This window comes from Methanoregula sp., assembly GCF_035543475.1.
GTDB lineage: Archaea > Halobacteriota > Methanomicrobia > Methanomicrobiales > Methanospirillaceae > Methanoregula.
The window spans coordinates 229844-254966 of sequence record NZ_DATKKA010000023.1 but is presented as its reverse complement, the minus strand read 5'-3'; the positions used below and the strand labels follow the sequence as shown (position 1 = coordinate 254966).

The 25123-nt window shown below is 56.0% G+C and carries 26 protein-coding genes; 14 read left to right on the top strand and 12 right to left on the bottom strand.

From position 1 onward, the window contains the following. Positions 1 to 16: 16 nt before the first annotated feature. Positions 17 to 1291, top strand: a complete 1275-nt coding sequence (gene xseA / locus VMS83_RS08810) for an exodeoxyribonuclease VII large subunit (protein WP_325411898.1) — start codon at positions 17 to 19, stop codon at positions 1289 to 1291. Next, a complete protein-coding gene (gene xseB / locus VMS83_RS08805; protein ID WP_325411896.1) occupies positions 1275 to 1460 on the top strand; it encodes an exodeoxyribonuclease VII small subunit in 186 nt (61 codons plus the stop codon). Before xseA ends, xseB begins: the two co-directional genes overlap by 17 nt. On the opposite strand, the gene VMS83_RS08800 is transcribed toward xseB, so the two are convergent. Then, the gene (locus VMS83_RS08800; RefSeq protein ID WP_325411894.1) at positions 1435 to 1872 is read right to left on the bottom strand and encodes a DUF371 domain-containing protein; all 438 of its coding nucleotides are present in this window, start codon (positions 1870 to 1872) and stop codon (positions 1435 to 1437) included. The genes xseB and VMS83_RS08800 overlap by 26 nt on opposite strands. A 34-nt stretch (positions 1873 to 1906) precedes the next feature. On the opposite strand from VMS83_RS08800, the gene VMS83_RS08795 reads away from it, so the two are divergent. After that, positions 1907 to 2482 carry an HVO_0476 family zinc finger protein gene (locus VMS83_RS08795; protein ID WP_325411892.1) on the top strand — a complete coding sequence of 192 codons (576 nt, stop codon included), beginning with the start codon at positions 1907 to 1909 and terminating at the stop codon, positions 2480 to 2482. 116 nt (positions 2483 to 2598) lie between these two features. Here the strand turns inward: VMS83_RS08795 and VMS83_RS08790 are convergent, their stop codons facing one another. Next, the gene (locus VMS83_RS08790) at positions 2599 to 3300 is read right to left on the bottom strand and encodes a hypothetical protein (protein WP_325411890.1); all 702 of its coding nucleotides are present in this window, start codon (positions 3298 to 3300) and stop codon (positions 2599 to 2601) included. Positions 3301 to 3762: 462 nt separating this feature from the next. Between VMS83_RS08790 and VMS83_RS08785 the strand changes: the two genes are divergently transcribed. Then, on the top strand, positions 3763 to 4548 hold the full coding sequence (locus VMS83_RS08785; protein WP_325411888.1) for a CBS domain-containing ParB/RepB/Spo0J family partition protein: 786 nt from the start codon (positions 3763 to 3765) through the stop codon (positions 4546 to 4548). 18 nt (positions 4549 to 4566) lie between these two features. Here VMS83_RS08785 and VMS83_RS08780 read toward each other — a convergent pair whose 3' ends face one another. Continuing rightward, positions 4567 to 5745, bottom strand: coding sequence for an NDP-sugar synthase (locus VMS83_RS08780; RefSeq protein WP_325411886.1), 1179 nt, complete (start codon positions 5743 to 5745; stop codon positions 4567 to 4569). 73 nt (positions 5746 to 5818) lie between these two features. Here VMS83_RS08780 and VMS83_RS08775 point away from each other — a divergent pair, with 73 nt between their 5' ends. Further along, on the top strand, positions 5819 to 6085 hold the full coding sequence (locus VMS83_RS08775) for a hypothetical protein (protein ID WP_325411884.1): 267 nt from the start codon (positions 5819 to 5821) through the stop codon (positions 6083 to 6085). Positions 6086 to 6101: 16 nt separating this feature from the next. On the opposite strand, the gene VMS83_RS08770 is transcribed toward VMS83_RS08775, so the two are convergent. Beyond that, positions 6102 to 7544: a cobyric acid synthase gene (locus VMS83_RS08770; protein WP_325411881.1), complete on the bottom strand. Its 1443-nt coding sequence runs from the start codon at positions 7542 to 7544 to the stop codon at positions 6102 to 6104. Positions 7545 to 7663: 119 nt separating this feature from the next. Between VMS83_RS08770 and yciH the strand changes: the two genes are divergently transcribed. Beyond that, positions 7664 to 7969 carry a stress response translation initiation inhibitor YciH gene (gene yciH / locus VMS83_RS08765; protein WP_012107470.1) on the top strand — a complete coding sequence of 102 codons (306 nt, stop codon included), beginning with the start codon at positions 7664 to 7666 and terminating at the stop codon, positions 7967 to 7969. 149 nt (positions 7970 to 8118) lie between these two features. On the opposite strand, the gene VMS83_RS08760 is transcribed toward yciH, so the two are convergent. The 5 genes from VMS83_RS08760 to VMS83_RS08740 form a co-directional block, all read right to left on the bottom strand. After that, entirely contained in the window at positions 8119 to 9168 is a 1050-nt protein-coding gene (locus VMS83_RS08760) for a type II secretion system F family protein (RefSeq protein WP_325411878.1), read from the bottom strand. 1 nt (position 9169) lies between these two features. Continuing rightward, entirely contained in the window at positions 9170 to 10093 is a 924-nt protein-coding gene (locus VMS83_RS08755) for a type II secretion system F family protein (RefSeq protein ID WP_325411877.1), read from the bottom strand. Continuing rightward, complete coding sequence (locus VMS83_RS08750; RefSeq protein ID WP_414674915.1) at positions 10086 to 12500, bottom strand: type II/IV secretion system ATPase subunit; 2415 nt, start codon at positions 12498 to 12500, stop codon at positions 10086 to 10088. Before VMS83_RS08750 ends, VMS83_RS08755 begins: the two co-directional genes overlap by 8 nt. A gap of 128 nt (positions 12501 to 12628) precedes the next feature. Continuing rightward, a complete protein-coding gene (locus VMS83_RS08745; RefSeq protein WP_325411875.1) occupies positions 12629 to 13363 on the bottom strand; it encodes a roadblock/LC7 domain-containing protein in 735 nt (244 codons plus the stop codon). Positions 13364 to 13394: 31 nt separating this feature from the next. After that, on the bottom strand, positions 13395 to 13742 hold the full coding sequence (locus tag VMS83_RS08740) for a roadblock/LC7 domain-containing protein (protein WP_325411873.1): 348 nt from the start codon (positions 13740 to 13742) through the stop codon (positions 13395 to 13397). A 268-nt stretch (positions 13743 to 14010) separates the two neighbouring features. Here VMS83_RS08740 and VMS83_RS08735 point away from each other — a divergent pair, with 268 nt between their 5' ends. The 3 genes from VMS83_RS08735 to minD all read left to right on the top strand — a co-directional run bounded on the left by VMS83_RS08735 (position 14011) and on the right by minD (position 16197). After that, positions 14011 to 14721: a hypothetical protein gene (locus VMS83_RS08735; RefSeq protein WP_325411871.1), complete on the top strand. Its 711-nt coding sequence runs from the start codon at positions 14011 to 14013 to the stop codon at positions 14719 to 14721. A 22-nt stretch (positions 14722 to 14743) separates the two neighbouring features. Continuing rightward, positions 14744 to 15313: a hypothetical protein gene (locus VMS83_RS08730; protein ID WP_325411869.1), complete on the top strand. Its 570-nt coding sequence runs from the start codon at positions 14744 to 14746 to the stop codon at positions 15311 to 15313. Between the two features lie 83 nt (positions 15314 to 15396). Next, positions 15397 to 16197: a cell division ATPase MinD gene (minD, locus tag VMS83_RS08725; protein ID WP_325411867.1), complete on the top strand. Its 801-nt coding sequence runs from the start codon at positions 15397 to 15399 to the stop codon at positions 16195 to 16197. Positions 16198 to 16250: 53 nt separating this feature from the next. Here minD and VMS83_RS08720 read toward each other — a convergent pair whose 3' ends face one another. The 3 genes from VMS83_RS08720 to VMS83_RS08710 form a co-directional block, all read right to left on the bottom strand. Next, a complete protein-coding gene (locus VMS83_RS08720) occupies positions 16251 to 17042 on the bottom strand; it encodes a response regulator (RefSeq protein ID WP_325411865.1) in 792 nt (263 codons plus the stop codon). A 197-nt stretch (positions 17043 to 17239) separates the two neighbouring features. Next, entirely contained in the window at positions 17240 to 18349 is a 1110-nt protein-coding gene (locus tag VMS83_RS08715) for a V4R domain-containing protein (protein ID WP_325411863.1), read from the bottom strand. Between the two features lie 97 nt (positions 18350 to 18446). Further along, positions 18447 to 19058 (bottom strand): hypothetical protein, encoded by a 612-nt coding sequence (locus VMS83_RS08710; RefSeq protein WP_325411861.1) that lies wholly within the window; start codon positions 19056 to 19058, stop codon positions 18447 to 18449. A gap of 240 nt (positions 19059 to 19298) precedes the next feature. On the opposite strand from VMS83_RS08710, the gene VMS83_RS08705 reads away from it, so the two are divergent. From VMS83_RS08705 to pstA, 5 genes are all read left to right on the top strand, one after another. Continuing rightward, complete coding sequence (locus VMS83_RS08705) at positions 19299 to 20480, top strand: A24 family peptidase C-terminal domain-containing protein (protein ID WP_325411859.1); 1182 nt, start codon at positions 19299 to 19301, stop codon at positions 20478 to 20480. Position 20481: 1 nt separating this feature from the next. Beyond that, the gene (gene hisI, locus VMS83_RS08700) at positions 20482 to 20853 is read left to right on the top strand and encodes a phosphoribosyl-AMP cyclohydrolase (RefSeq protein WP_325411857.1); all 372 of its coding nucleotides are present in this window, start codon (positions 20482 to 20484) and stop codon (positions 20851 to 20853) included. A gap of 63 nt (positions 20854 to 20916) precedes the next feature. Then, positions 20917 to 21864 carry a cation diffusion facilitator family transporter gene (locus VMS83_RS08695; protein WP_325411855.1) on the top strand — a complete coding sequence of 316 codons (948 nt, stop codon included), beginning with the start codon at positions 20917 to 20919 and terminating at the stop codon, positions 21862 to 21864. 257 nt (positions 21865 to 22121) lie between these two features. After that, on the top strand, positions 22122 to 23102 hold the full coding sequence (locus VMS83_RS08690) for a phosphate ABC transporter substrate-binding protein (protein ID WP_325411853.1): 981 nt from the start codon (positions 22122 to 22124) through the stop codon (positions 23100 to 23102). Positions 23103 to 23220: 118 nt separating this feature from the next. Next, positions 23221 to 25122, top strand: a complete 1902-nt coding sequence (gene pstA / locus VMS83_RS08685; RefSeq protein ID WP_325412007.1) for a phosphate ABC transporter permease PstA — start codon at positions 23221 to 23223, stop codon at positions 25120 to 25122. Position 25123: the final 1 nt, after the last annotated feature.

The following is a 25123-nucleotide window of genomic DNA, read 5'->3' as shown; positions in this document are numbered from 1 at the left end:
GCATAATATTTCCTTCATGGACTGGTTCTACGGTACCGAAGCACCGGGCGGGCAGGGCCCGCCGGGAGCACCTGCGGTACCGGAGGCTCCGCTCACCGTCGGGGAAGTAAGCGCCATTATCGAAGACCTGCTCGATGACCAGAGGCTTCAGGATATCAAAGTACTGGGCGAGGTAACCAACTACAAGCACCACAGCCGGGGCCACCGGTACTTCTCCCTTTCCGAGAAAGGAGGCGGGAGCACCGCAGCGGTGATCCGGTGCGTGATGTGGCGGTCGGATGCGGACCGGCTCACCTTCGATCCCGAGGACGGGATGGAAGTGGTGGTTACCGGCTCGGTCCGTGTCTATGCACCTTCGGGCACTTACCAGATCCAGGTCAAAAGGATGACCCGGGGTGGCCTCGGGGAGAAATATCTTCTCGTGGAACAGTGGAAAAAAGAGCTGGCCGCGGAGGGGTGCTTTGCTGCGGAGAGAAAACGCCCGCTGCCCCCGTTTCCCGCCCGGGTGGGTGTGGTCACCTCGGAGACAGGGGCAGTTATCCATGATATCCGGACCGTGCTTGCCCGGCGTTTCCCGGTGGAGATCGTCCTCTCCCCCACCGCCGTGCAGGGGAATGAAGCCCCCGCAGATATTGCCCGGGCTATTGCCCGGGTTGCAGGGTATGCTGACGTGGTGATCGTGGCCCGGGGCGGCGGGAGTTTTGAGGATCTTTTTCCCTTCAACCACCCTGCTGTTGTGCGGGCCATTGCCACCTGCCCGGTGCCGGTGGTCTCGGCCATCGGCCATGAGGTTGATGTGACCCTTGCCGATCTCGCGGCAGACATCCGGGCCCCGACCCCGTCCGCGGCGGCGGAGCTCGTGGTACCGGACCGGCGGGATCTCCGGGCGGCACTCGGGGAACTCCGGTGTCAGCTGGGTGGTGCCCTCCTCGCCCGAATTGCCCAGGCCCAGAAGGAGATTGCCGATCTCCGTGACCGGCTCCGTCCCCAGCGGCTCTGCCGGAAGATCGGTGAGAAACGACAGGCCACGGCCGACCTCTCCGACCGGCTCGAACGGGCCTTTGCCACCCGGATCGAACGGGAACGGCTCGTGCTTGCCGGGATGAGAACGGCACTCGAAGGGAGGAGCCCGCGGGCGGTGCTCGCCCGGGGCTATTGCGTGGCGGAAAAAGAGGGCACCGTAGTGCGATCCGCAGGTGTCATAAAAAAGGACGACCGGCTCTCCCTGCACTTTTATGATGGTAGGGGCGAGGTCATCGTGGAGCGTGTAGATCATGACGGAAACCTATGAGGAAAAGATCGAACAACTGCGCCAGATCATTGCAAAGATCGAGGACGGCACGACAAGCCTGGACGAGAGCATGAAGCTCTATGAGCAAGGGGCTGCACTCGTGAAACAGTGCGAGACACTGCTCGCCGAGACAGAAGAGAAGATCACGACCCTTGCCCGGGACGCGTAACCGTCAGGGTGACAACGATCTCTTCCCCCTGCCTGAGCCGGGCAATGAGCTCCCGGGGCAGCGTAGCGGCGACCGCATCCGAGGAGATGCCGATTGTCCTTCCGCAGGCAAACGTGCTCCGCCGCCAGACCAGATCGGTGGGGTGATCGAGGGTAAGCCGGTCCGATCCTTTTGCGTGTACTTCTGCCGTGACACCCCCGGATTCCAGCCGGGTCACAAGAACAGCGTCATTGTGGCAGAGGAGGGACCGGAAGTGATCGGAAAGGCCGACGCAGCCTTTGTCGGCCGCGATCCCAATAATGCAATTCCCGTTCTCCGTGAGGTGCTCTTCGCATGTCACCTCAAAGGTTGTTGGGTGGGTGCCGAGGACGAGGGGATGCCCCCGGCACCGGATAATCTCCTGCGCCTCCATGCTTTATCATGTGAGGGTTGCCATTCATATTTTAATGTTTATCACCGTTCCGTGCCCCGAGTGCAAAGAGGAGACCGAGCACGAGGTCCTCTCAGAATCCCGCGACCGGCTCGTCCGGTGCACCGCGTGCGGGCATCACCACCATATCCCCAAGGAAAAAGAGCAAAAACCGCTCATGATCAAGGCGATCATCTCCCGCGAAGGGACCTCGGTTGCCGGCACCATCGAGTTCGATCCCGAGGATAAATGCTCTGTCGGAGACCACCTGGTCGCGGAGGCCGGGGACGAGGCCTACGGGGTTGAGGTGGCCGCCATCGAGACCGGGGGCAAGCGGCCGCAGCAGGCAAAGGCAAAGGATATCTCTGCCCTCTGGACCCGGATCATTGACCGGGTGGTGGTGAAGATCTCCATCCACGATGGAAGAAAAACGATCCCGCTCTACCTGGAATGCGAGGGGGAGGAGGAGTTTGTCGTCGGCCAGAAGTACGTGGTGGATGGGAAACGCTTCACCCTCTCTCACATCAAGCTGCGCGATGGTCCCCTGATGCGAAAGCCGGACTGGAAGACGTTTGCCCGCCGGATCAAGAGGATCTACGGGGTCCGGTCATAGAACTTTTTTCCCGGGCCGGCACGGATCTCCTGCAACCGGAGAGGGAAATACCGTGCCCGTTTTTTAATACAGGATATAATCAAGGAATTACGCCGTTTTTAAAAAAAATATTAAAATCAGCTCGATGTCGGGTTAATGGAAGTAACCGTGACATCGATGCTCGGGTAGGAGAAATCGACGGTGATGCCGTCTGCTGTCTTGTTAGTGACTTTCCCGAGCCTGATATAGGTCGGGGCCGATGAGGCGGCCTCGCCTGCAGTGGTACCGCTGGAAACGCCCATGTTAAGGTAGTCCCCGACCTGGATCGAGGATAAACTCATATTGCCTGCCGTAAGCTGATCTGCTGACCAGAACTGGGTCATGGGTTTTGCCGTTGCAAGAGAGATTGTTTTCTGGGTATTGGCCCTCATGCCGACAAGCCCCGCGGAGATAGTATTGTATTCGCTGGAGAAGAGGGCGAACTGGTTGTCGCTCGACCACCCGGTCGATGCGGTATAGAAGGCGATCGGGTACACACCAGAACCAAGGGTTCGGTTGGCCGTAAGGGTGAGGGTCTTGGAAAACATGATACCGGAGCCCTGGCTGGCAAGCTGGGTGTACAGCTGCTGGTTGGAGGTCATAATCGGTGACCCCTGTGCATCCTTGAGGGTATAGTCCACGACCACAGTATCACCGGGCTTGACGGTGGCAAGGCTCGTGATCCAGCTCGATCCCATGGCCGATACGACCATCAGCACCACAAAGACAACCCCGACGACGACGGCGAGTACCTTGACCCACAGTTTCTTCGATTTCTCTGCCTGTTTTTTCGTGCCCATTCCTAAAACCTTCCTTACTACTTCCATGTTGAACGGTCATAAACTATTCTGAGCGGAAAAAGAGGGGAGTAGAGGTGATAACCCGAGCCGTGTGGTTCGAAGGTTATGCTGCATCTGCCCACATCAGGGAACAGGGGGCAGGGCCCTGGCTGGTTGATGGGGGTGACCACCCCCCTCCCATCCTTCAAACAATGGGGGGCATCTTCCCCCCTTTGGGCCAGAGCGCCGGGGGGATACCCCCTCTCCCTGACCGGGCCGAGCCGGGCGATCCATCACCACCCGCCGACACCTGCAGACCTCCTCATTCACGACAACGACTTTACGCGAAGCTCATGATGTGACCCTGTAATAAGAGAGTCCAGGAACGGTCATGTGGGGGAGGGGGTGCCCCCTACCCCTCATACCCCATTTCTCCTTTTTTTACCGATTCCTTTAAAGTCACGGGCGCCGGAAGCTGTACAGATGGACAAAAAAAAGGTCAAGGACTACATGACCTATGACGTGGTCAGCGTGGATCTCCATGGCACCGTGGAAGCGGTCATCGAGAAGATCCAGCAGACCAAGCACGACGGCTTCCCGGTGCTGGACGGCGCCGAAGTTGTCGGGTACATCGCAGCCCGGGACCTCCTCTTTGTCAAACCGGGCGAAACGATCGCGTCGGCCATGTCCGGCGAATTGATCGTTGCCGACCCCGAGATGGATATCACCGACGCGGCCCGGGTGATCTTCCGGAGCGGCATCCAGAAACTCCCCGTTGTGGATGAGAAGAACCACCTGCTCGGGATCATCTCCAATTCTGATGTGATCCGTTCGCAGATCGAACACGTCTCGCCGGAGAAGGTCTTCAACTTCATGACCACGCTCAAAAAGCTTTACGGCGTCGATCCCACCCTCAACCGGGGGATCGTCCCGGTAAAGGATCTGCTCCCCACCCAGTCCAAGATCTACGAAGACGAGCTTGAAGGGCGAATCTACGAGATCAAGAAGGGGCTGGCAGAGCCCATCATCGTGGTGCGCCGGCCGGGACGGACGATCCTCGTGGACGGCCACCACCGTGCCGTTGCCGCAAAGCGGCTGGGCATCACGGCGCTGGACGCGTACATCATCGAGATCAAAGAGGATATCGAACTCGGCATGGAACGGACCGCCCATACCATGAACCTCAAGACACTCGATGATGTTCAGGTGCTGGATTACGCCCGCCACCCGCTCGTGGCCATCACGCACCGGCTGGTAAAACGGCAGTAAAAAAGAAAATACCTGTTTTTACGATCCCTCGCACCGGAGATCGAACTTGTCGTTGAGGACATGTTCTTTTATGATCTGACCGTCGCTGACCACGATCTCGGGCCAGATCCTTGTCTTGGAGTGGACCACCACGTTGTTGCGCAGCACCACCCGGGGGCCGAGCACGGTGTCATTCTCGATACTGCATCCTTCGCCAATGTGGGTGTCGTTATCGATGATGCTCCCGGAGATCGTGCTGTTCGCCCCGATCGTTACGCGGTTGTAAAGTGAGGATGAGAAGATCTTCGCATTGTTCCTGATAATGCAGCGTTCGCCAATGCTCGTGTAAGGGCCGATCAGTACGTTGTTCCCGATAATCGTGCCCGTCCCGATCGCTACCGGTCCGATCACCCGGGTGTTCTTACCCAGGGTGATCGCATCCCCCAGGTTGACCGGCCCCTGTACCCGGGCGCCGTGCATGGAGAGGTCGCCGATAATATCGGTGGTGGTGATCTCCTGCAGCTTCCACCGCTCGGCCTGCCGGAGCATGTGCGGGCTGCCCACATCGGTCCAGTTCCCGCGGGCAAGCCACCCCTTGAGGATCTTTTTCTCTTCCATCAGGTGCGGGAAGAGGTCCCGGGCGAAGTCGGACTTCTTTCCGGCCGGGATGTGGTCGAAGACTTCAGGGCTGCAGACGTACATCCCGGTGCTTGCAAGGTTCGAGAAGATCTCACCGGGAGCAGGTTTCTCCTTGAATCTTTTGATCTCATAGTTGACATCAATCTCAGCGATACCGTACTCCCCGGGGTCATCGATCGAGATCAGGCCGATGGTGGCAATGGCCTTCTCCTTCTGGTGGGTTCGGTAGAACTCGAGGACATTGAGGTCAGTGACGTGGTCTCCACCGACCACAAGGAAGTCCTGGCCGTCCAGGTACTTCTTGGCATTCCGCACGCTCCCGGCGGTCCCCAGCTTGGTCTTCTCGTGGACATAGGTGATATCGACACCGAAAAGTGAACCATCGCCAAGTGCTGCCTCGATGTCCTTTCCCATGTACCCAAGTGTCATCACCACTTCGCGGAACCCCAGGTTGGAGAGGTGGGAGACCAGGTGCTGGATCGATGGGCGGTTGACGATCGGGATACAGGGTTTTGGCCGTTCGAACGTGAGGGGACGAAGGCGGGTCCCTTCGCCCCCGCACATGATACACACCTTCATGGTTCAAACGTTGGTGTTGAATTGCTTTAAGTATAGTGCCCGGACAAAGAGTACTGTTACGGAGAGGGGGAACATGGGATCGGAAACGTACCGGGATCTTGACACACAGGGCGGCACCGTGCAGTGCCTGCCGGAGAAACGGGAGCCGGTGGAACACTGCCGGCTCTGCATCCACTGCCGGGAGTTCAAGGTAAAGGGACAGTTCGTGAAATCCCCTTCCCTTGCCTACTGCGTGAAGTGCCGGGTGACCGGGGAAGTGGATCTCTCGGCGGTCCAGGCAGTCCGGTGTGCGGACCGGCAGGGCGAGGGCTTCCACAGCATCACCAGTCTCATTGGATAGGACCGGAAACACCCGCTTATTTTTTCAGCAGCGCCACAATAGCGTCCATATCCACGTGCTCCTCGAAGAGGGAAGCGAGCATATCATAGGGATCGGCAGCCTCGGCCGGTACTGGGGTAAAAGGCAACCCTTTTTTCTCAAAAAGATACGCGAGCAGGGCGTTTGCTGCGGACGGGTTGAGGAAGAGCCCGTGCATATAGGTGCCAAAGACCAGGCCATCTGCGGTTACCCGGCCGTCCCCGGAGAACGCCTCCTGCTCGGTGCCCGGTTCGGTTACGCCCATATGGATCTCGTAGCCGGTCACCTCGCCCATGGTGGAGAGGATCGGGGAGACGGGGAAAGCCATCCGTTTCACCTGCGTAGTGTTCTTGGAGTACGAGGCAAACCGGGTGGTGCAGTCCAGCAGCCCAAGGCCGGTGTATACTCCGGCCGCGGATTCGAACCCGTCGTCAATGAGGGTTGAACCCAGCATCTGGTACCCGCCGCAGATGCCAATCACCGGCACCCCCCGCTCCCGTGCCGCCAGAATTTCGCGGTCCATTCCAGCCGTCCGGAGCGCTGCAAGGTCATCGATAGTGTTCTTGGTACCCGGGATGATGACGCAGTCAAAGCCATCAAGCGATTCCCCGCAGGGCACATACTCCACTGCGGCATACTGTTCGAGCAGCTCGAAGTCGGTGAAATTGGACACATGGGGGAGGCGGATCACCGCGATCCGTACCGGAAGGTCGCGGCGCTTCTTGTCCGCGATCGAGAGGGAATCTTCGCTGGGGAGTGGGAGAGAGACATAGGGCACCACACCGAGTACCGGCACACCGGTAAGTTCTTCGATGATCCGGATCCCGTTTGCAAAGATGGCGGGATCGCCCCGAAACTTATTGATGATGATGCCCTTAACCAGCGGCCGGAGCGGAGCCGGCAGCAGGCTGATGGTACCGTAGATCTGGGCAAAGACCCCGCCCCGCTCGATATCTGCCACAAGAATCAGCGGGATGTGGAGTTTTTCCGCAAGCAGGGTATTGGCAATATCGCGGTCATAGAGGTTGACTTCCGCAGCCCCGCCTGCTCCCTCGACCACCACCTGCCCGTATTCCTGGAGCAGCCTCCCGTACGCGGCAAGGGCCTCCGAAAGAAGATAGGGCGTCTCCGCGTAATACTCGGCGATGGGGACATCCTTGTAGGGATGGCCGAGGAGCACGACCTGCGAGACACGGTCTCCTTTGGGTTTGAGAAGGACCGGGTTCATGTCGGTAGTTGGCGAAAGCCGGGCAGCCCAGCCCTGCATTGCCTGGGCAATTCCGATCTCACCACCGTCCTCCGTTACAAAAGAGTTCAGGCTCATGTTCTGGGATTTGAACGGGGCTACGCGGATCCCCCGGTGCACCAGGCACCGGCAGATCGCAGCCACCGTTATGCTCTTACCCACATGGGACGACGTTCCCACAACCATGAGCGGCATATACATTCATTTGAATGCCCCCACATAAAACGGATACGTGTCGGATTTTGCAGTAAAAAGCAAGAAACGGGCCCGGACAATGCCAAGTAATAAATAACCAGAACTGAAAAATAGCTGTAATGATTGGTGGCATTTGCCCGACGTGTGGACTTCCTAAGGAATTATGTATCTGTGAGGAGGTAGCAAAGGAACAGCAGAGGATCAATGTCAAAGTCAACAAACGCCGGTACGGAAAAGAGGTTACGGTTATCGAGGGCCTTGATCCGACAGACATTGACCTTGAGGATCTTTCGAAATTCATGAAGGGAAAACTTGCCTGCGGTGGAACCGTGAAAGGAAATTCTATCGAGCTGCAGGGAAATCACCGCGACCGTGTCAAGGAGCTCCTCTCCCTGAAGGGTTACAGCACGGAAAACATCTCCTGATCACATTCCGGTTCTCTCTTTTTTTCTTCTCTTTGAATGCAACGGAGCTGCCGCTTGTGCATGCCTCCCGGTCGTTCCTGCATACAATTCAGTGATACCACGTAACGTGCGTATGATAATCGCAAGTGAAAAGGGGAGAGAAAGAAAGATCAGATGAAGAACCGGAAGACAACCCACGAGACAATCAGCATAATCGCTGCGTACTTGAGTCCGGCAATGGCTCTGCCTTCGCCCATCTGTCCTGCACAGAGTCCGGAGAAGAATCCCTGGATCATCGCTGCATGGGAGAACAGGCGCTTGTACGCCGGAAGATCGATTCGTCCCATGAACTTGCTGCTGGCACTCGTCATCTGTGCCGCAGTACCTGCCGTTGCCATGGTGCTCAGGAAGGAGCTGACCAGAACCGCAATCACGAACAGGAAGACCGTAAACGAGACAATGACGATGATCACGTAGATCAGCATGTTGTTCCGGCGTTCCTGTGCGAGATTGACCACCTCGAAGGTGTCGTTTGCTGCGGCACGAAGCACCTCGCTGATGTCGCCACCCGCCTTGCTTGCTTTGGCGATCAGGTCCACGCTCCGGTCAGCGAGCGGTGTGCCCAGGCCCTTGCCGAACCGGTACATGGCCTCCACAAAACCGATCCCCCAGGACATCTCGTTGTCCATTTTCCGGATATGGGGGGAGAGAGCCCCGTATTCCGCTCCCGCCACAAGGTGGACGGCATTGGGCAGGGTCATACCGGAATCGTTCATACCGGCGAGGTCACGGAAGAAGTTAGGGAGTGCCACCTCAATGTTCCGTATCCGCGACTGTTCCCGGAAATCGAGAACGGCCACCGGGATAATGGAGATGAGAATGGCGGCAACGGCAAAATCGTCGATAACGGTCGAGCTAAAGAGCACTTGGATACCGTACATCCTGACCATCGAGAGAAAGCCGCCAATAAAAACGATCAGCGAGAGTGGGGCACAGACAATAAGGATATTCTCGGGTCGTTCTGTCAGCACCCTGAGCGGATGCTTTAGGAACCGCCCCATCCCTTCCCGGCTTTTGCGTTCGGTTTCCAGTTTGCCGGTGAGCTCGTTGAGTTCTTTTTCAACCGCGTCCATTTCGGTGCGGCTGAGCGCCGGTGGCGGCTGGGAAAGGGAATCCTTTTCTTTTCCGAGTATGCCGGATAATCTGTCGTTCAATGCCATATCAGGACTCCGGGGTCATGGAACTGATCATAATGATGAACATCATTGTGCCGAAGGGGATCATGAGGTAGATGATGACATAGAGAAACATCGGTTTTGCATCCCCGCCAAGGACGGACATGATGGACTGGAGGATGATCAAAAAGAGCGTCCCTGCCACCATCGCCGTGACGTACGACTCTGCGATCAGTGCGAGTGTATCCAGGAAGAGCTTCTGGGTCTGCCGGTTTTCAAGGGCATACTGGGCGGCCTTGGTTCGGAAATAATCCGTGAGGTTCCCTCCGCTAGATATGCTCGCCATTGCACCCTGCAAAAACTCTTTCATACGCAGGGAGGGGGTGCTCGAAGAGACAATCCTGAGCGCATCGATCAGATCCCGCCCGAAGATATCGATCTCCCGGGCAATGTAGCGGGCTTCCACCGAGCTCTCGCCGTAGATTGGGCTGTCCCCGAGCAACCGGAAGATCTCCGCCGGGGTGATCCCTGCCGTGGACATGGAGGTGATGTAGTTAATGGCATAGGGAAGGGTCGCATCGATGCTCCGGCGCCGATTTCCCGCAACAACCGAGGGATACGCGATAAAGATAGCGTAGGTGATCCCCCCAAACACGAGGAGGGAGAAGATGATTGCAAAGATGGTCCCGAGGAGGAGGCCGTACTGGTTAAGGAAGAGCATCGTGGCCGGGACTTCTCCCTTATACTTGATGAGATTGGGGAGTTTCAAAACCCAGGTGAGCAGGCCCAGACAGACCGCGGAGACCAGTCCCACGATGATAGCGCTGACAATCGCCGTGGAGACATAGACTTCAAAGGGGGTTTTCAGCCGTGCGGAGATAAGGTCATTCCTGAGCTGGGAATACTGTTCCCTTTTTGCCTTCATCCGCATGCCCAGGAGGTTGAAGCAGAACCGTTCGAAACTATTCATAGAGATCCTTCCTTACACGTTCTATCACTACTTCGGGTTCGCGGAAATACGAGATGAGGATCTTTGCCACATCCTTGTAGTGCCGGATCTTCTTGATGCGCATCCACTCCAGTACCTCCTGCCTCCTTTTCAGTTCCTCCCGCATACGGTTCTCGTTCCAGCCCCGGGCTTCCATGATATCCTCAAGGATAAACGACTTCCCTGAATAGGTGATCTCGTCGGTAGCCGACCGCCAGCGGAAGACCTCGTTGGTGATCAGTTCATTTGTCCGCGGGTCGATATCGAGAATCTCGACGATCTGCTTGTTCCGGCGGATCCGTTTCCCACCCATCCGGGCCTGTACCTGGATGCACACGATGTCTAGGGCGGAGAGCATGTTCCGCGGCACATCCATCGGCGGGTTCTCAATACGGTGGACAACGCTCGATACCGAGTCCGCGTGGATCGTGGAGTACGTGACGTGGCCCGTGCTCATGGCCTGGAAGAGCGTCTGGCATTCTTTGCCACGGACCTCCCCGACAATGATGTACTCAGGCCGCTGACGCATCGCAGCCCGCAGGAGCTCGTACATGTTGATCTCCCCGCGGCCCGCCGTGTCAAAGGAGTCACGCGTAATGCTGGGGATCCAGTTGGGATGGGGGAGCTTGACCTCACGGGTATCCTCGAGGCTGACAATTTTTGCCATCGGGGGAATAAAGAGGGAGATGGCGTTGAGGGATGTGGTCTTCCCGGATGCCGTTCCTCCCGCAAAGATCGCGGATTTGCCGTTCTCGACCGCAAGCCAGATGTAAGCTATGGAGAGCGGGGCAAAGGTATGCCACTCAATGAGATCGGTCGGGGTGATCGGCTCGTCCTTGAACTTACGGATAGTAAATGTTGACCCATGGGCGGTCACTTCCTGTCCCAGGGTCATCTGGATACGGGAGCCGTCGCTCATGGTCGCATCGAGGATGGGTTCGGCAATGGAGATGTACTTGCCGGCGCGCTGGGCGAGTTTGGTGACAAACGAGTCCAGTTCCTCTGCATTGTGGTACATCAGCGTGGTCTTCATCGACTCGTAGCTGGCATGGAAGGCAAAGAGGGGGGTATTGACCCCGTCGCAGGAGATATCTTCGATATACTTGTCATGCATGATCGCGTCGATCAGGCCGTCACCCAGGAAATCCTTGTGCATGTTGTAGAGGAGTTTCTCGCGCTGGACCGGATTGAGCTTGATCCCATAATCGGCAAGGATATCGTCGACGGCAGTCCTGAGCTGCTGCCGGGCTTCTTCCTTGGAGATATCCTTGGTGTTGATATCGAGCGTCTCAAAGAGGCGTTCCTTTAACTCCTTTAAGAGGTCCTTTTCCGGCTCGGAGAGAACCGGCTCGATCACCAGGTAGGTATACTCATGGGTGGAATGGTCATAGATGACCCGGACATAGGCATAAGGCTCGTTGACCGGGTACATCTCCATGACTTCGATGCCGGGTTTAGGATCAAAGGTGAGATCCACCAGCGGGCCATGGATCTTTGGATCGTATTCCACGGTGGCCGAACGGATGGCACTGAAGAGTGCGGCAAAGCCGGATTTCTTTGCCGCAGCCCGTTCTGTTTTATCCTTGTCCGGGATAAATTCAGACTCCAGATCCTTGAAACCGGCAGTCGAGAATTCCCGTTTCCAGATCTCAGCAAGTTCCGGCGGGAGGGTCCCGGTCCCCGTGGTCTCGAACGCATTGATCCTGCCATGGAGCTTGAGCTCCTCGATCTGGAACGTGGCACCCTTGGGGAGGATAAGACCGGAGTACTCGGAGATCTGGTCTGCGGAGATGATCCGTTCGTCAGCATCGGTCACCAGGGGTTCTTCGGCAGCTGCGGCTCCACCGCCTGCAGCCTTCTCTTTCTTCTTCTTAAAGAAGAGGGAGGCCCCCTTGTCGCGGGGATCCTCGTTGATGATTTCCACGGCCGGTTCGGCAGGGGGCGGGGTGGCCGCGGGAGCGGGTTTCTCTTCAGGAGGTGGCGGCGGGGCCTGTCCCACGATCTTTCCCAGGGCCGCCCGGACATCGTTGCTGCTTATGGGGGGAGTTTCCGTGACCGGTTCTGACGGGGGGACGTCTTCAAGGAGGTCATCGAAATCTTCGGACGGTTCATCTGCAGGAGCCTCTTTTACCGGGGGGACTGTATCTTCCGGGGGAGTTGCTTCCGGTTCATTCTCTGCAGGTGCAGCGGCAGGAGCCATACCAAGTTTTTTCATGAGTGCGGAAAAGTCCCCGGTGCCTCCTGCTTCCGGTTCTTCCTTGCCGGGTGCCTTTTCGGGAGGGGGTGCCACCGCAGGAACAGCCGGTTCTTTTTCCGGTGCCTGGATCCCCCGGATCTTCTTGAGAAGAGTGCTTACATCATCCTGAGACTCGTCATCGTGTGATTTCAATCCAAACGTCCCCCTGTCAGCAGTTAACCGTTTCCGGTATTATTATAAAAGATTCTTCTTAGCTCTGACTATATGTATTCTCTGACACGAAATAGGAAAAACTTTGCCTCATACGCGTGCGGGCCCGGTCAGGATCCGCCCCTCACATCGTTCTGGATACTCCGGATCAGTACCCGGAGGAGACCGAGCTGGGCATCGGCACGGGCGATAATACAGAGAAATAGGTCTCCGCAGGGAACAATAATGAATTTATTCTCTCCGGTTTCGAGGATCAGCTGATCGGGCTGCCCGAGATCCATATCCTCTGCAATCCGGGTCCCCGCCCGGAGAAGATCTTCTGCCCGTGCAGCCACATGCTCAAAGTCCGCCTTCCCCAGGGAGAGGACCGGAAAACCTTCATAAAATGCCGAAACCGCGATAACGCCGGGCTGGTTCATGATCTTGTTTAAGGTGCCCTTATCCACGATGCACGGAGCCGTGCGCGATGATTTGCTCTTTTCGGTTGGTGAGGGGGGGACATCCGTGCCGGGAGCGGCGGATCCGATAAAAAGTCCCTCTTTCGTGCACACATTGAGCGCGTCAGTGTAATCCTGATCCGAATATGCCCTCATGGTAAACTTCTGCGAAAGCGGGCCGCGATCCCTTTCCGGTACTGCCATAATATACCGGACGGCATCATTTCCCCGGTAGGTGCCTTCATTACCCTCGAACTGTGCTGCGACCAGTTCGCCGTTGCGCATCAGGAGGAAGCCCTTACCCTGTACAGTCTCAATCTCGATAATGCCCCTGAATTCCCTGAGGTGCTGGATCATATCCCCCTTTTTGGGATCGAAAGCGACACCCCCCTGTGTTCCTGCCGGCATTTTCATAAAAATAGTCCGTTAAATAATAATTTTAGAGGGCCGCAACGATTCGTTCCTTGTTTTTCTTTAACTCGTAACGAATTCTGCCGATGTTTGCCGTTGTATCTGCAACCAGCGCAATCAATTCATCTGCGGACAAGGGGGCAAGGATAATAGGCCCTTTCTCCAGTTCCACCAGCATCTGGGAGAGCTCGCCTTTCCCCAGCGTATTCCCCATTGCTTCAGAGGTTCCAAGACCCGTGGATGCCATTGCACCCAGCGCCTCGATATCCACCTTGCCGGACACGGCGCTCTCGATCACAAAACCGTCCCTTCCCACGACCACTGCAGCAGATACTCCTTCAATTCGTAGAAATTCATCTAACAACGGCTTGAGCATTATCCCACCATTTAATAATTGTGACTTTCTTGTTTTTTTTCTATTAAAATGTTGGGGTATTTTTCCGATAAATGGGGGATAAAAATCTTCGAAAATAACAAAATAAAGCCATATACGCCCCGGCCCCCCATTTCAAAGATATTCCTCCCGAATAACGACGGGAGATCAAAAGGAGATCAATATTTCCTTTCCTGGTCCCGGAGGAGATCTCCCCTATCTCCTTTGCCAAAAAGAATCTATATACTTGAATGCGATCATTAGAGAGATCATGCAACTTCCCCGCGGGACATTCCGCGAGATTCAGAAGAACCAGAAGACCACGGATATCCTCGCTGAGCTGGAGCGTACCCGGTTCTCCGGGATCTGCAGCATTTCATGCCGGGACGGTATCACTACGGTCGTACTGAGGGCGGGAAAATGTATTCTCGCCGAGGACAGCACCTCAAAAGGGGATGCGGCTCTCGAAAATCTTCAGGGGCCTGTTGCGGACGAATCTGTCGATGCTGCGTTCTCAACACTGGACGATGCACAGATCCAGCTCTCTCTGGAGTTCAATAAAGCCGAAAGAGTCCTCATAAATCCCCATGCTCCATCCCTTCAAAAGAAAACTGTACAGCCTGCAGCCCCGCCGTCTCCCAGGGTCCTCGCAAAAAAAACGGGTCATGAGCCGGCATTGCACCCGGCCCCCCCGGCTGAAGAAGTGCCGACACTCGTTGCACGCTCCCCGGAAAAGACCCCTCGTCATCTCGCTGGCCCGAAAAGTCCCGTAAGTGTGCCCCCATCCTCGCTCCGGGACAGGAAACCTCCTGCCCAGAAAGAACCGGAAACTCCGGTAAAAGAGCCGGAAAAGACTGAGTTTGAGAACGATCTGGACACCCTGGATTCCATGAACCTGGACCAGGTGACGGATAAGATCCGGGACGACTGCAAGACGATGGTAAAACACCTGCGCCTTGACCACCTGATGGACAAGGACTGACATTTTTAGGGTGACCGGAAAAATGCCCGTTCTCGCTGGTATCGATAATACCGTTCTCCTCCTTTGTGCATCTATTGCAATCGTTGTCTGCATAGCGGCCGGCCTCCTCCTCCGGAGACGCCGTGCCGGCCTGAAGATTCGGACGCATGTTTTATCCGCGGAGCGGTCGCGGGCGCCCCTGAAGGTGCAGAAGATCCCGGCGTCCATACCGGGCAGCCCTTCCGATCCCGTGGCCCAATCCCCCGCCAAACCCCGCCCACGGCAGATCGATTGTCTGTCCGGCAGGGCCGATCTCGGGGAGAGCCTCCAGGCCCTTGCTGAAAAATACTCCCTGGAAGATCTCACCCTTGCCACGGCAGACGGCCTGCTGCTGGCCTCTTCCGGGAAAAAGCCTTCCGCCGATACGGTGGCGCGATACGCAGGTATGTATGCGGAAAACGTCCAGCCCCGGCCCCCGGGAATCATGCTGTTCGGCCTGGAATACAAGGGCTCTCCCCTTGTGGGGATCGCAAAGACCAGGGACCTGTATCCGCAGGAGCCGGAGCAGGACCTGATCAGCGAGACAAAAGATATTTTAAACAGGTGGATATAACACGAATATGTAACACTTAAATAAAATATTCCCGAATACCTATATTTGAACAGGATAATAATCAGGACGACAACAGGTGTTTGATGGTAAAGGTTTACACAATCGCATCCGGAAAAGGGGGTACAGGTAAAACCACCGTTTCAGTTAATCTCGGAACGATGCTTGCCAAACTGGGAAAAGAGACCTACCTGATGGATGCCGACATCGGTATGGCAAACGTCGGCCTGATCCTGGGCCTGCAGGACGCACCGGTCACCTTGCATGAAATTCTCGCCGGGAAGAATAATATCGATGAGGGGATTTATCCGGGCCCGGCAGGTCTCAAGGTTATCCCAAGCGGCATCTCCCTTCAGGGATTCCAGCAGGCAGACCCGGACAAGATCCGCGATGTAATGTCAGAGATTGTAAAACGGTGCGAATTTCTCCTGATCGATGCTCCCGCAGGCATCAGCAAGGACGGGGTTGTCCCGCTCGCGATTGCCGATGAGGTCATCCTTGTGGTTAATCCCGAGCTCTCCTCCATTGTGGACGCCCTCAAGACCAAGATCCTCACGGAAGTGGTAGGGGGGCACGTGATCGGATCCATCATCAACCGGGTAGACCAGGACAGGAGCGATGTCATCGCAAAGAAGATGGAGAAAGTTCTCGGGGTAAAAGTCTTAGGCATTATCCCCGAGGATACCAATGTCCGGAGGGCTGCAGCGGCGCGTTCCCCGATTGTCATAACCTACCCCGATTCACCGGCCTCAAAAGCGATCCACCGGATTGCTGCCGATATTATTGGCGTGGCGTACAAGGATGACACCCCGGCCGCAGCGGCCCGGGAGAGTTTCATCGATCGCTTCTCAAAGGCGCTCTTCAAGAAGAAATCCGAACAGAAATAATACTCCGGTCCTTTTTTCTGAATCCTTTTCCCGGAATGAAAAAAAGTCCCGGATCAGACCTTTTCTGCCATCTTGATCTCGGTCAGGGTCTTCTCGCGGATCTGAATGGATACGCCGATCAGATCATTTTTATCATCTTTTACGGGTCGGGCCGTAAGAGCGACGAACCGTTTCTTGTTTGCAAGGGATACAAGGACCGTATTAAGCTCGTAACTGACCACGATCCTGTCCCGCAGGACATCCTGTGCGGGATCGCTGATCCGTTCCCCGGTTACCTTATTGACGAGAATCAGCACCTTGCGGAGGGGTTTTGCCAGGGCATCCTTTTCCTGGATATCCAGCAGCCTGCAGGAATACGGGTTCAAAAAGATGATCCGTCCCTTGGTGTCGGTAATGATCACCGATTCGAGTGCGGCCATGATCTTCTTCATATCCCACATGGCAGCCTTGTCAAAAAACCGTTTCCGCATATTATGGTTATACAGGGCGATCTCTATGTTGGAGACGATCTCGTTGGAGGTAAACGGCTTGAGAAGGAATCCGTACGGTTCTGCGGCCTTTGCACGGGCAAGGATCGCGTCGTCGCACTGGCCGGTTAAAAAGATCACCGGGATACGGAAGATGGAATAGATGTATTGCGCTGCGGTGATGCCATCCAGGGAACCGGCGAGACTGATGTCCATAAGGACCAGATCCGGCATGTACTCTGCTGCCCTCATGATGGCCTCTTCGCCGGTCGTAACCTTGCCGGCAACGGCATATCCTTTCTTTTCGAGAATCACGCTGATAAGGTTGGAGATGATCTCGTCATCTTCCACGATCAGGATCTGGACGGGCGAGGCCATGGCATTCACAGGGCGGGATTATCCCGGTTAAGAATACGAGACAGGAGTATTTAAATATAGATTTTCTTTTTTTATAATAATCCTGAATCCAAGAGCGATCATCCTCAAAAAAGATTTGTGGATATCGGGACGGACAGGAGATTCCGGTAGGCGTCGGGTCGGAATCACACACCCTAGTGGGTGGCCTGCACCCCGGGTTATTCGGGTTTGTTGGTCACGGTAAAGACGCAATACTCGTCGCCCTTTGACCTGCACTTGATTTCGCGGCACTGGACCCTGATCCCAAACGATCCCTCGATAATGCCGGCAAGAAGTCCCGCAGTGCAGTAACAGACGTTTTTGCCGGTAGTGCCGAAAGCCTCGGACTCGACCGTGTGTTCGAGCGTGATGGTCTTCTCCTTTTTCGCCTCGTTCCATTCGCTTTTTACGAGCTTGAACCAGCCCATCTGGGAATAAAACGTGAATGCCATGTCGGAAAGTGTATTCGGCTGCGTGATGCCCATTTTCTTATAATGCTCGACGTTTTCCTTGCCCATGTCCATGTAGGCCCGGTAGTTTACTCCACCTGCCGGAAGTTCCCCCATGGTCTTTTTTAAGGAGCTCATCATGGACGTGAAAACAAACCGTGGCATCATCACCACCGGGTCATCGATCAGCTTGATCGTCCCTTCCATCGGCCGGTGATCGATGAACTCGGTGATTGCAGAGTCCCCTTTGACCACGGCCTGTGCCTTGAACTTCCAGCTGGGTTCCACCTGGTCAGCGACAAATTCGCAACAGTCATCCCCGTTTGCGATACACTTGCGCTCGAGACAATACCAGCTCTTGCCGGTAACCGCGGTCAGTACGCCCTCAATCCATCCCATGTGGACGCCGCAGACCGGCATCTTCCAGTCCTTTAGGATCTCCGCCTCAAAGGTGTGCTTCGTGCGCAGCACGATCCTTTTTTCGCTCTGCTCAACAAGCTCGAACGGTGCCCCCCACCCCTGCTGGTGCTGGAGCTTGAAGACCAGCATAAGAAATTCACCGGGAGAGAGTTCAAGCCCGAGTTTTTTGAGGAGATTATACAGGCCGATTGAACCGTGGCCAACCGAACGGAAGAGTTTCCGGACCGCTTTTACGGCGAGTTTCTTGTTCAGGTGACCCTCGTACATCTCGTAGATTGCCTTAATAAGGTAGTTGGGGTTGCTTGCGGTCTTCACCCCGAACACCGAGTAGGTACCTGCCACCGGATCCATCTCGATGTAAGGGGTGATGTCCTTCTCACCCTTGATCAACGCCTCGAAGTCTTCCCGTCCGATCTTCATAAGCGATCAATCTGCTATTATATAATTAAAGGATTTCGTCTTGGCCCGGGGATAAAATCGCGACGAAAAACAAGAGTCTGCTCCGCAAAACGGTCCATCAGAGATCCAGGACATGGGTTGTGTGTGATTCATCAAAAATGATCGAAAAGTGCCTCACTACCTGCGAGCGGTCCTGGACGGTACAGGTATAGTTCCCGTACATGACCCGAAAACTAACCTCCCCCTTGCCTGTAGTGACATCGCTGCCCACGATCTTGCCGTCTTTCCGGATGGAAACACGTACACCGTTCAGGGGTTCTTTCTCCCGGAGGACAGAGAGGGTAATCACCCCGATGCCCTCGCTCTTTTTCCCGATCTCCGGAACCGCATACGTGATGTTCTTCCGGAGATGCCCTTTTTCGAAGATCCGGCATCCCATGGCAAGGGCATCGATGATCTCTGGCTTTACATCGCACAGGACATACTGCCTGCCCTCACGGATATACACGACCGCCTTGTCGCCAAAAAGCGCCCCTTCGGCGTCGAGATAGATAGCACCCTCGGGCTCACCGTTGAGGAATGCAAGGTAATATTGCCGGGACCCCTCTTTTGACACGGCAAGAGCGCTCAGGTGCCGGGAGGCTGCAAACCCGAGCATCTCGGTAAGAGAGAAGGTGCCAAGATATTTAGCCCCTTTCAGAATGTTGTCGAGAAGCTCCTGCAGATCCATGAAATAGTCCCCGTTTGCACAATCCGGGGCGGGAAAGCGGGACTTCTCCCCCGGATTGCGCGTTAATTACCCTCATTCATGTATTCACAACGAGGATATTATATATTTGCAAAGGTATCCTCACGTGCATCATCGACCGGGAGAACCGCTTCACCCGGTATTCCACGCAAAGAGGCGCCCGGCAATCCTGCAGGAGAGCGCCACGCATAAGTGGTAGGAAATATAACGGTACCTCTGCTTATGATATTTTCCCCGATCGTGATCTCGGCTGTTGCCGTTCTTATCACCCTTGTCTATGCATCGTACCTGGACATCAGGGACCGGCGTGTTCCTTTCAGGACCTGGTACCCCATGCTTGCCATAGGAATGGCGGCCACCATTGTGCTCTTCTACCAGAAGACCGGAAACATCAGCCTGATATTCGGGTACCTGACCCTGGTAGCCAGTTTCCTGTACGCGGACTATCTTGATAATCACGAGCCCGGAACTCCGTTCCGGCTCCCCTATATCGGAGTCGTCCTGGCACTCCCGGTACTCTCCTGGTTCATCCTCCCGGCTCTTTCGAGAGGAAACGTGCCCGAGCTGCAGCTGATCCCGTGGTACGTGATGTTTGCGGGCCTTGTCGGCTATGTCACCTACCGGGAATACAAAAAACAACCCGAACGCCGGCTCACGGCCAAGCAGGCAAAAAAAGAGTCACGGCGGGAATCAAACGTTGAAGAGGTGCTGAGCCGCTGGTATTTCGTGCTTGTGGTAGTCATTCTTGCAATAGCATCATTCTACATGATCGGGAGCGGAAGCTGGGGCGTTCCAGGCATTTACATTGCGCTTGCTGCAGTCTTCTGCGGGGTCTTCTATATCTTCGGGCAGATGCGTCTTTTCGGCGGTGCGGATGCCTGGGCTCTCATTTTTATCGCGTTCTGCATCCCGACATTTCCCATAACGCCGCTCTTTGACGCCTCTCCCATAGGGTTCCTCGCATTCTCCGTCCTCATCAATGCGCTGATCCTCAACCTGCTCGCCCCGCTGGGAATCTTCCTCATCAACATGGTCAGGAAGAACCGGGCCCCACTCCAGTACATGTTTTTTGGGTTTCCCGTAGAAGGGGAGAAGATCCAGGACGCCTGGGGATTTGTGATGGAGGACTTTACCGAGAAGAGCGGGAAAGTAGAGCGGAAATTCATCGGGTTCTGGGAGTCCCTGCGCCGTATGCGTTCCGACGAAGGCAGGGTATACACCAAGGACCTGCGGGAGCACCCGGATGAGTTTGAAACGGAGCTTGGGGTCTACAAAAAGGCCGGAAAGGTCTGGATCTCGTACGCCGTCCCGTTCATCCTCCCGATTACCGCAGGCCTGATCACAGCGATCGTCTTCGGGGACTTCCTCTTTACCCTCATGAGAATCGTAACCGGTGGCGCATAACATGCTCTGCCTTAAATTCGACGAAGGTGGATTGATCCCGGTCATTGTGCAGGATGAAAAAACCCGGGAGATCCTCATGATGGCCTATGCAAACGAGGAAGCGGTGAACCTGACCAGGAGCACCGGGTTTGCCCATTATTACAGCCGGAGCCGGAAGAAACTCTGGAAGAAGGGCGAGGAGAGCGGGCACTTCCAGAAGGTGGTCCGGATCCTCGTGGACTGTGACGAGGACTGCCTTATCTACGAGGTTGAGCAGACCGGTGCTGCCTGCCATACGGGATACCAGAGCTGCTTTTACCGGACCCTTGAGGGAACAACGATCGGGAAGAAGGTCTTTGACCCGGAAAAAGTATACGGGAAGACAGGGCACTGATGCGCCCGGACCGGCCAGGCCAAAACATCCATTCTTTTGGCAGGCAAACCCACGTGAAGAGAAATGAACGGGAATAACACACAGGCTGAGGCAGACCGGCTCAAGGTACAGACCGCCCACCTTTCGGTCATCTCCAATGCGGGCCTGGTGATCCTGAAATTTGTCGTGGGCTTTGCGATAGGCTCGGTGAGCATCATCTCCGAGGCCATCCACTCATCCATGGACCTGCTCGCCGCGGTCATCGCCTTTTTTTCCGTGAAAAAGTCCGCGGAGCCGCCCGATGCCGTCCACGCCTTCGGGCACGGAAAGTTCGAGGACGTTTCCGGCCTTGTAGAGGCACTCCTGATCGTGATCGCAGCGGTCATTATCATTGTTGAAGCGGTCCTCCGGTTGGCGAGCGGCCAGGTACAGGAGTTTGAACCAGGACTGCTCGCCTTTGGTATCGCAGTGATGGGAATATCCGTGCTCGCAAACTGGTACGTCTCCTCACGGCTGATGAAGGTAGCAAAACAGACCGAGTCTATTGCCCTTGAAAGCGACGCCTGGCACCTGCGGACGGATATCTACACCTCGCTCGGGGTCTTTGCCGGGCTGATTATCATCCACTTCACCGGGTACTGGATGCTCGACCCGCTCATCGCCATTGCTGTCGCGATCGTGATCCTGCATGCCGCAGCAGGTCTTCTGAAACGATCGTTTGCTGATCTGATCGACCAGTCCCTACCCGGACCGGATGAAGAGAGGATCAAGGCGATCATCTGTGCACATGCCGGCCAGTATGCCGGGTACCACGGTTTCCGGTCGCGGCGATCCGGCCCGGATATCTTTATCGAGTTCCACCTGGTGATGCCCGGCGAGATCTCGGTCACCCGTTCCCACGACCTTGCGGATCATCTCGAGGCTGATCTGCTCGTGGAGTACCCCCGGGCAAAGGTGACGATACATATCGAGCCATGCGGTGAAGGTTGCACCCAGTGTGATTCTGCCTGTACCTGCACAAACCGGGAATAAGCTGGATGACAGGAAAAAAGGTATCCTCTCCTCAGGGTAACGTTACCATCCCGGTTTGGCCGGCGGTATGCGGCGTACCTGGTTCCTCATGATTAATGAGCGCCCGGTTGATACCGGGACCCGGATGCTGTTCCCCGCCCACCAGAGAACTATGATGTATACACTACTCTCTATTCCTACAATATACACATATATATTCGTATAGTCTATGTCGAAAAACTGTATATGAGCCCGGGATAATCTCTTGAACGAACACCATGAAAGCCCAACGGAGTTCATATCTCTTGGTGACGGCATGCCTCGCGGCACTGCTTCTCGTATCGCTCCTTGTTGCCGGTTGTACCAGCAACGGATCAACAAATTCAGTTCCTGCCACTGCCCCGGTAACGGCAGCTGCCACAGCGGCACCTGCCGCACCCCCGGCTGCGGTCACTGCCACGGCAACCCAGGCTACAAGTGCAGCAGCTTCCTCCGGCCAGACACTTACTCTGACCGGCTCGACCACTGTCCTGCCCATTGCGCAGGCAGTCGCTGATGCCTACATGCAGAACCATCCGGAGGTAAACATCCAGGTATCCGGAGGCGGCTCCGGTGTCGGTGTCCAGGCCATCATCAACAACAAAGTGGATATCGGTATGAGTTCGGCCGCGGTCACTGCAGCCCAGCAGGCTCAGGACCCCAAGATGAACATCATCACGATTGCCCATGACGGTATCGCAATCATCGTCAACCCGGCAAACTCGATCCAGGACATCTCCCTTGACCAGGTCAAATCGATCTACAACGGAAGTGTTACCTCCTGGTCATCCATCCCCGGTGCAGGTGTAGCCAACTCCAACAACCAGATCGTGGTTGTCGGCCGCGACAGCTCCTCCGGAACCCGGACTTACTTTGACCAGGTTGTCATGATTAACACCAACGACACCCTGTCCATGCATGAGGACAACTCGAACGGGGCGGTCCTGCAGGAAGTCGCCCAAACCCCGGGTGCCATCGGGTATATCTCTATCGGATACCTCACTTCAGATGTCAAGGCTGTACCGATCATAACCCCGAACGGCCACGTCATCGCCCCGAGCGTTGCAACCGTCAAGGACAAGACCTACCCGATTCACCGTGACCTCTACATGATCACCAACGGCCAGCCCACCGGTCTTGCCCAGGATTACCTCAACTTCCTCCTCAGCCCACAGGGCCAGCAGATCGTCGTTGCGCAGGGATACGTCGCTCTTCCCTGAACTGAGGACAAAATCCCCTAACTCCCCTTTTTTACGTAACGTGGAGAGGTGACAAACCATTACAGAAAGAGAAAAACCTGTCGGAAATCTCCCGGGAAACACCGCCGTAGTCTCCCGCATCAGGGAGAGATTCGTCAGATCCGTATTCTTCGTCACAGCATTCTTTGCAGTTATCGTCGTAGCATTCATCCTGCTCTTCTTGTTCCGGGACGGCTATTCGATCTTCGAGACCGTAGGAGTATTCAACTTCCTCTTCGGGACGATCTGGGCACCTGCTGCATCCGTGCCCAGTTACGGGATTGCCGCACTCATCCTCGGCACGATCCTCGTGACTCTTGGAGCCATGGTCTTTGCCGTTCCGCTTTCCCTGGGCTGTGCCATATACATCTCTGAACTCGCCTCCCCCCGCGTAAAGAACCTCCTCAAGCCTGCCACCGAACTGCTGGCCGGCATTCCTTCGGTCGTGTACGGGTTCTTCGGGATGATCGTCCTCAGTACCTTCATCCGTGTCACCTTCAACATCCCCAGCGGCCAGACCTGGCTTGCCGGGTCGATCCTGCTGGGGATCATGGCGCTTCCCACCATCATCAGCGTCTCCGAAGATGCGATCAGTTCGGTTCCCCAAGAGTTCCGGGAAGGTTCGCTTGCAACGGGAGCGACCCGCTGGCAGACCATCAGCAGGGTGATCGTCCCGGCAGCCCTTTCGGGAATTGCGGCAGCGATTATTCTTGGGATTGGTCGTGCCATCGGTGAAACCATGGCCGTGATCATGGTGACAGGAAATGCCGCCATCATCCCCAGTCCCATCTGGAACGTCCTCTCGCCCATCCGCACCCTGACCGGTACCCTCGGGATAGAGATGGGTGATGTGGCCGTCGGAAGCGAGCACTATCATGCGCTCTTTGGTGTTGCGGTTGTGCTCCTCCTAATTACGCTCATCATCAACCTGAGCGCAGTGGCCATCCTCTCCCATCTCCGGGACGGCAGAACGGCCGGCCGGGCGAAACAATCCTGGCTCCCCCTTCCGGTCCTTGCCCCGGTTAAGGAGAAGATCCTCCCCCACCTCCGGCTCATTATTTTTGCCCTTATTGCGCTCCTCTTCCTTGCCATCGGGCTCTGGCAGGTGACGCTTCTTATGGTCCTTGCCGTCGTTACCTGGCATTACCTCAGGGACCGGATCTCCCGGCGTCATACCGAGATTGTTGCTTTTTCCCTGGTCGCCGCGGCAACTGTTGCGGTCCTGGCCATTCTTGCGATCATCCTCGGGTATATTATCATCAACGGCCTGCCGGCGATATCATGGAATTTCCTGACACAGGGCCCCACCGATCTCGGCAGGGGCGGCGGGATCTTCCCGGCAATCGTAGGAACCCTGTACCTGGTGACCGGTGCGATCCTGATAGCGCTCCCGCTCGGTGTCGGGGCGGCAGTCTACCTCGTGGAATACACCAAGGAGGGACGGATCACGAAACTCATCCGGACCGGTGTCGATCTCCTTAACGGTACGCCCTCGATCGTCTTTGGCCTCTTTGGCTTTGCATTCCTGGTCCTCTTCTTTGACGTTGGCGTATCGCTTCTTGCCGGGATGATCACCCTTGCACTGATGGTACTTCCTACCGTGATCCGTACCACAGAGGAGGCACTCAAGAATATCCCGCAATCCCTGCGGGAAGGCAGTCTCGCGCTCGGTGCCACGAAATGGCAGACGATCAGAAACGTAGTCATCCCTCCCGCGGTCCCGGGGATCGTGACCGGTGCGATCCTCTCGATTGGCCGGGCCGCCGGCGAGACTGCCCCTATCATGTTCACCGCGGTCGTCTTCTCGACCCGCTTTTTACCGACATCGCTCTTCCAGCCGGTGATGGCGCTGCCCTATCACCTCTTCATTCTCTCAACCAATGTCCCGGGCTCCTCGACCAACAAGTACGGGACAGCGCTCGTCCTCCTGATGCTGGTCGTGGCATTCTACGCCGTCGCGATCCTGATCCGGAACCACTATGCAAAAAAGGCACGGGGATAAT

What these genes read in the sequence shown, in the direction of transcription:
- VMS83_RS08800 (WP_325411894.1), bottom strand. Translation starts at nt 1,872, where the DNA reads ATGGAGGCGCAGGAGATTATCCGGTGCCGGGGGCATCCCCTCGTCCTC.
- xseB (WP_325411896.1), top strand. Translation starts at nt 1,275, where the DNA reads ATGACGGAAACCTATGAGGAAAAGATCGAACAACTGCGCCAGATCATT.
- VMS83_RS08695 (WP_325411855.1), top strand. Translation starts at nt 20,917, where the DNA reads ATGAACGGGAATAACACACAGGCTGAGGCAGACCGGCTCAAGGTACAG.
- VMS83_RS08730 (WP_325411869.1), top strand. Translation starts at nt 14,744, where the DNA reads ATGCCCGTTCTCGCTGGTATCGATAATACCGTTCTCCTCCTTTGTGCA.
- VMS83_RS08690 (WP_325411853.1), top strand. Translation starts at nt 22,122, where the DNA reads ATGAAAGCCCAACGGAGTTCATATCTCTTGGTGACGGCATGCCTCGCG.
- yciH (WP_012107470.1), top strand. Translation starts at nt 7,664, where the DNA reads ATGATTGGTGGCATTTGCCCGACGTGTGGACTTCCTAAGGAATTATGT.
- minD (WP_325411867.1), top strand. Translation starts at nt 15,397, where the DNA reads ATGGTAAAGGTTTACACAATCGCATCCGGAAAAGGGGGTACAGGTAAA.
- xseA (WP_325411898.1), top strand. Translation starts at nt 17, where the DNA reads ATGGACTGGTTCTACGGTACCGAAGCACCGGGCGGGCAGGGCCCGCCG.
- VMS83_RS08770 (WP_325411881.1), bottom strand. Translation starts at nt 7,544, where the DNA reads ATGCCGCTCATGGTTGTGGGAACGTCGTCCCATGTGGGTAAGAGCATA.
- VMS83_RS08760 (WP_325411878.1), bottom strand. Translation starts at nt 9,168, where the DNA reads ATGGCATTGAACGACAGATTATCCGGCATACTCGGAAAAGAAAAGGAT.
- hisI (WP_325411857.1), top strand. Translation starts at nt 20,482, where the DNA reads ATGCTCTGCCTTAAATTCGACGAAGGTGGATTGATCCCGGTCATTGTG.
- VMS83_RS08790 (WP_325411890.1), bottom strand. Translation starts at nt 3,300, where the DNA reads ATGGGCACGAAAAAACAGGCAGAGAAATCGAAGAAACTGTGGGTCAAG.
- VMS83_RS08705 (WP_325411859.1), top strand. Translation starts at nt 19,299, where the DNA reads ATGATATTTTCCCCGATCGTGATCTCGGCTGTTGCCGTTCTTATCACC.
- VMS83_RS08715 (WP_325411863.1), bottom strand. Translation starts at nt 18,349, where the DNA reads ATGAAGATCGGACGGGAAGACTTCGAGGCGTTGATCAAGGGTGAGAAG.
- VMS83_RS08775 (WP_325411884.1), top strand. Translation starts at nt 5,819, where the DNA reads ATGGGATCGGAAACGTACCGGGATCTTGACACACAGGGCGGCACCGTG.
- VMS83_RS08735 (WP_325411871.1), top strand. Translation starts at nt 14,011, where the DNA reads ATGCAACTTCCCCGCGGGACATTCCGCGAGATTCAGAAGAACCAGAAG.
- VMS83_RS08720 (WP_325411865.1), bottom strand. Translation starts at nt 17,042, where the DNA reads ATGGCCTCGCCCGTCCAGATCCTGATCGTGGAAGATGACGAGATCATC.
- VMS83_RS08710 (WP_325411861.1), bottom strand. Translation starts at nt 19,058, where the DNA reads ATGGATCTGCAGGAGCTTCTCGACAACATTCTGAAAGGGGCTAAATAT.
- VMS83_RS08795 (WP_325411892.1), top strand. Translation starts at nt 1,907, where the DNA reads ATGTTTATCACCGTTCCGTGCCCCGAGTGCAAAGAGGAGACCGAGCAC.
- VMS83_RS08785 (WP_325411888.1), top strand. Translation starts at nt 3,763, where the DNA reads ATGGACAAAAAAAAGGTCAAGGACTACATGACCTATGACGTGGTCAGC.
- VMS83_RS08745 (WP_325411875.1), bottom strand. Translation starts at nt 13,363, where the DNA reads ATGCCGGCAGGAACACAGGGGGGTGTCGCTTTCGATCCCAAAAAGGGG.
- VMS83_RS08780 (WP_325411886.1), bottom strand. Translation starts at nt 5,745, where the DNA reads ATGAAGGTGTGTATCATGTGCGGGGGCGAAGGGACCCGCCTTCGTCCC.
- VMS83_RS08740 (WP_325411873.1), bottom strand. Translation starts at nt 13,742, where the DNA reads ATGCTCAAGCCGTTGTTAGATGAATTTCTACGAATTGAAGGAGTATCT.
- VMS83_RS08755 (WP_325411877.1), bottom strand. Translation starts at nt 10,093, where the DNA reads ATGAATAGTTTCGAACGGTTCTGCTTCAACCTCCTGGGCATGCGGATG.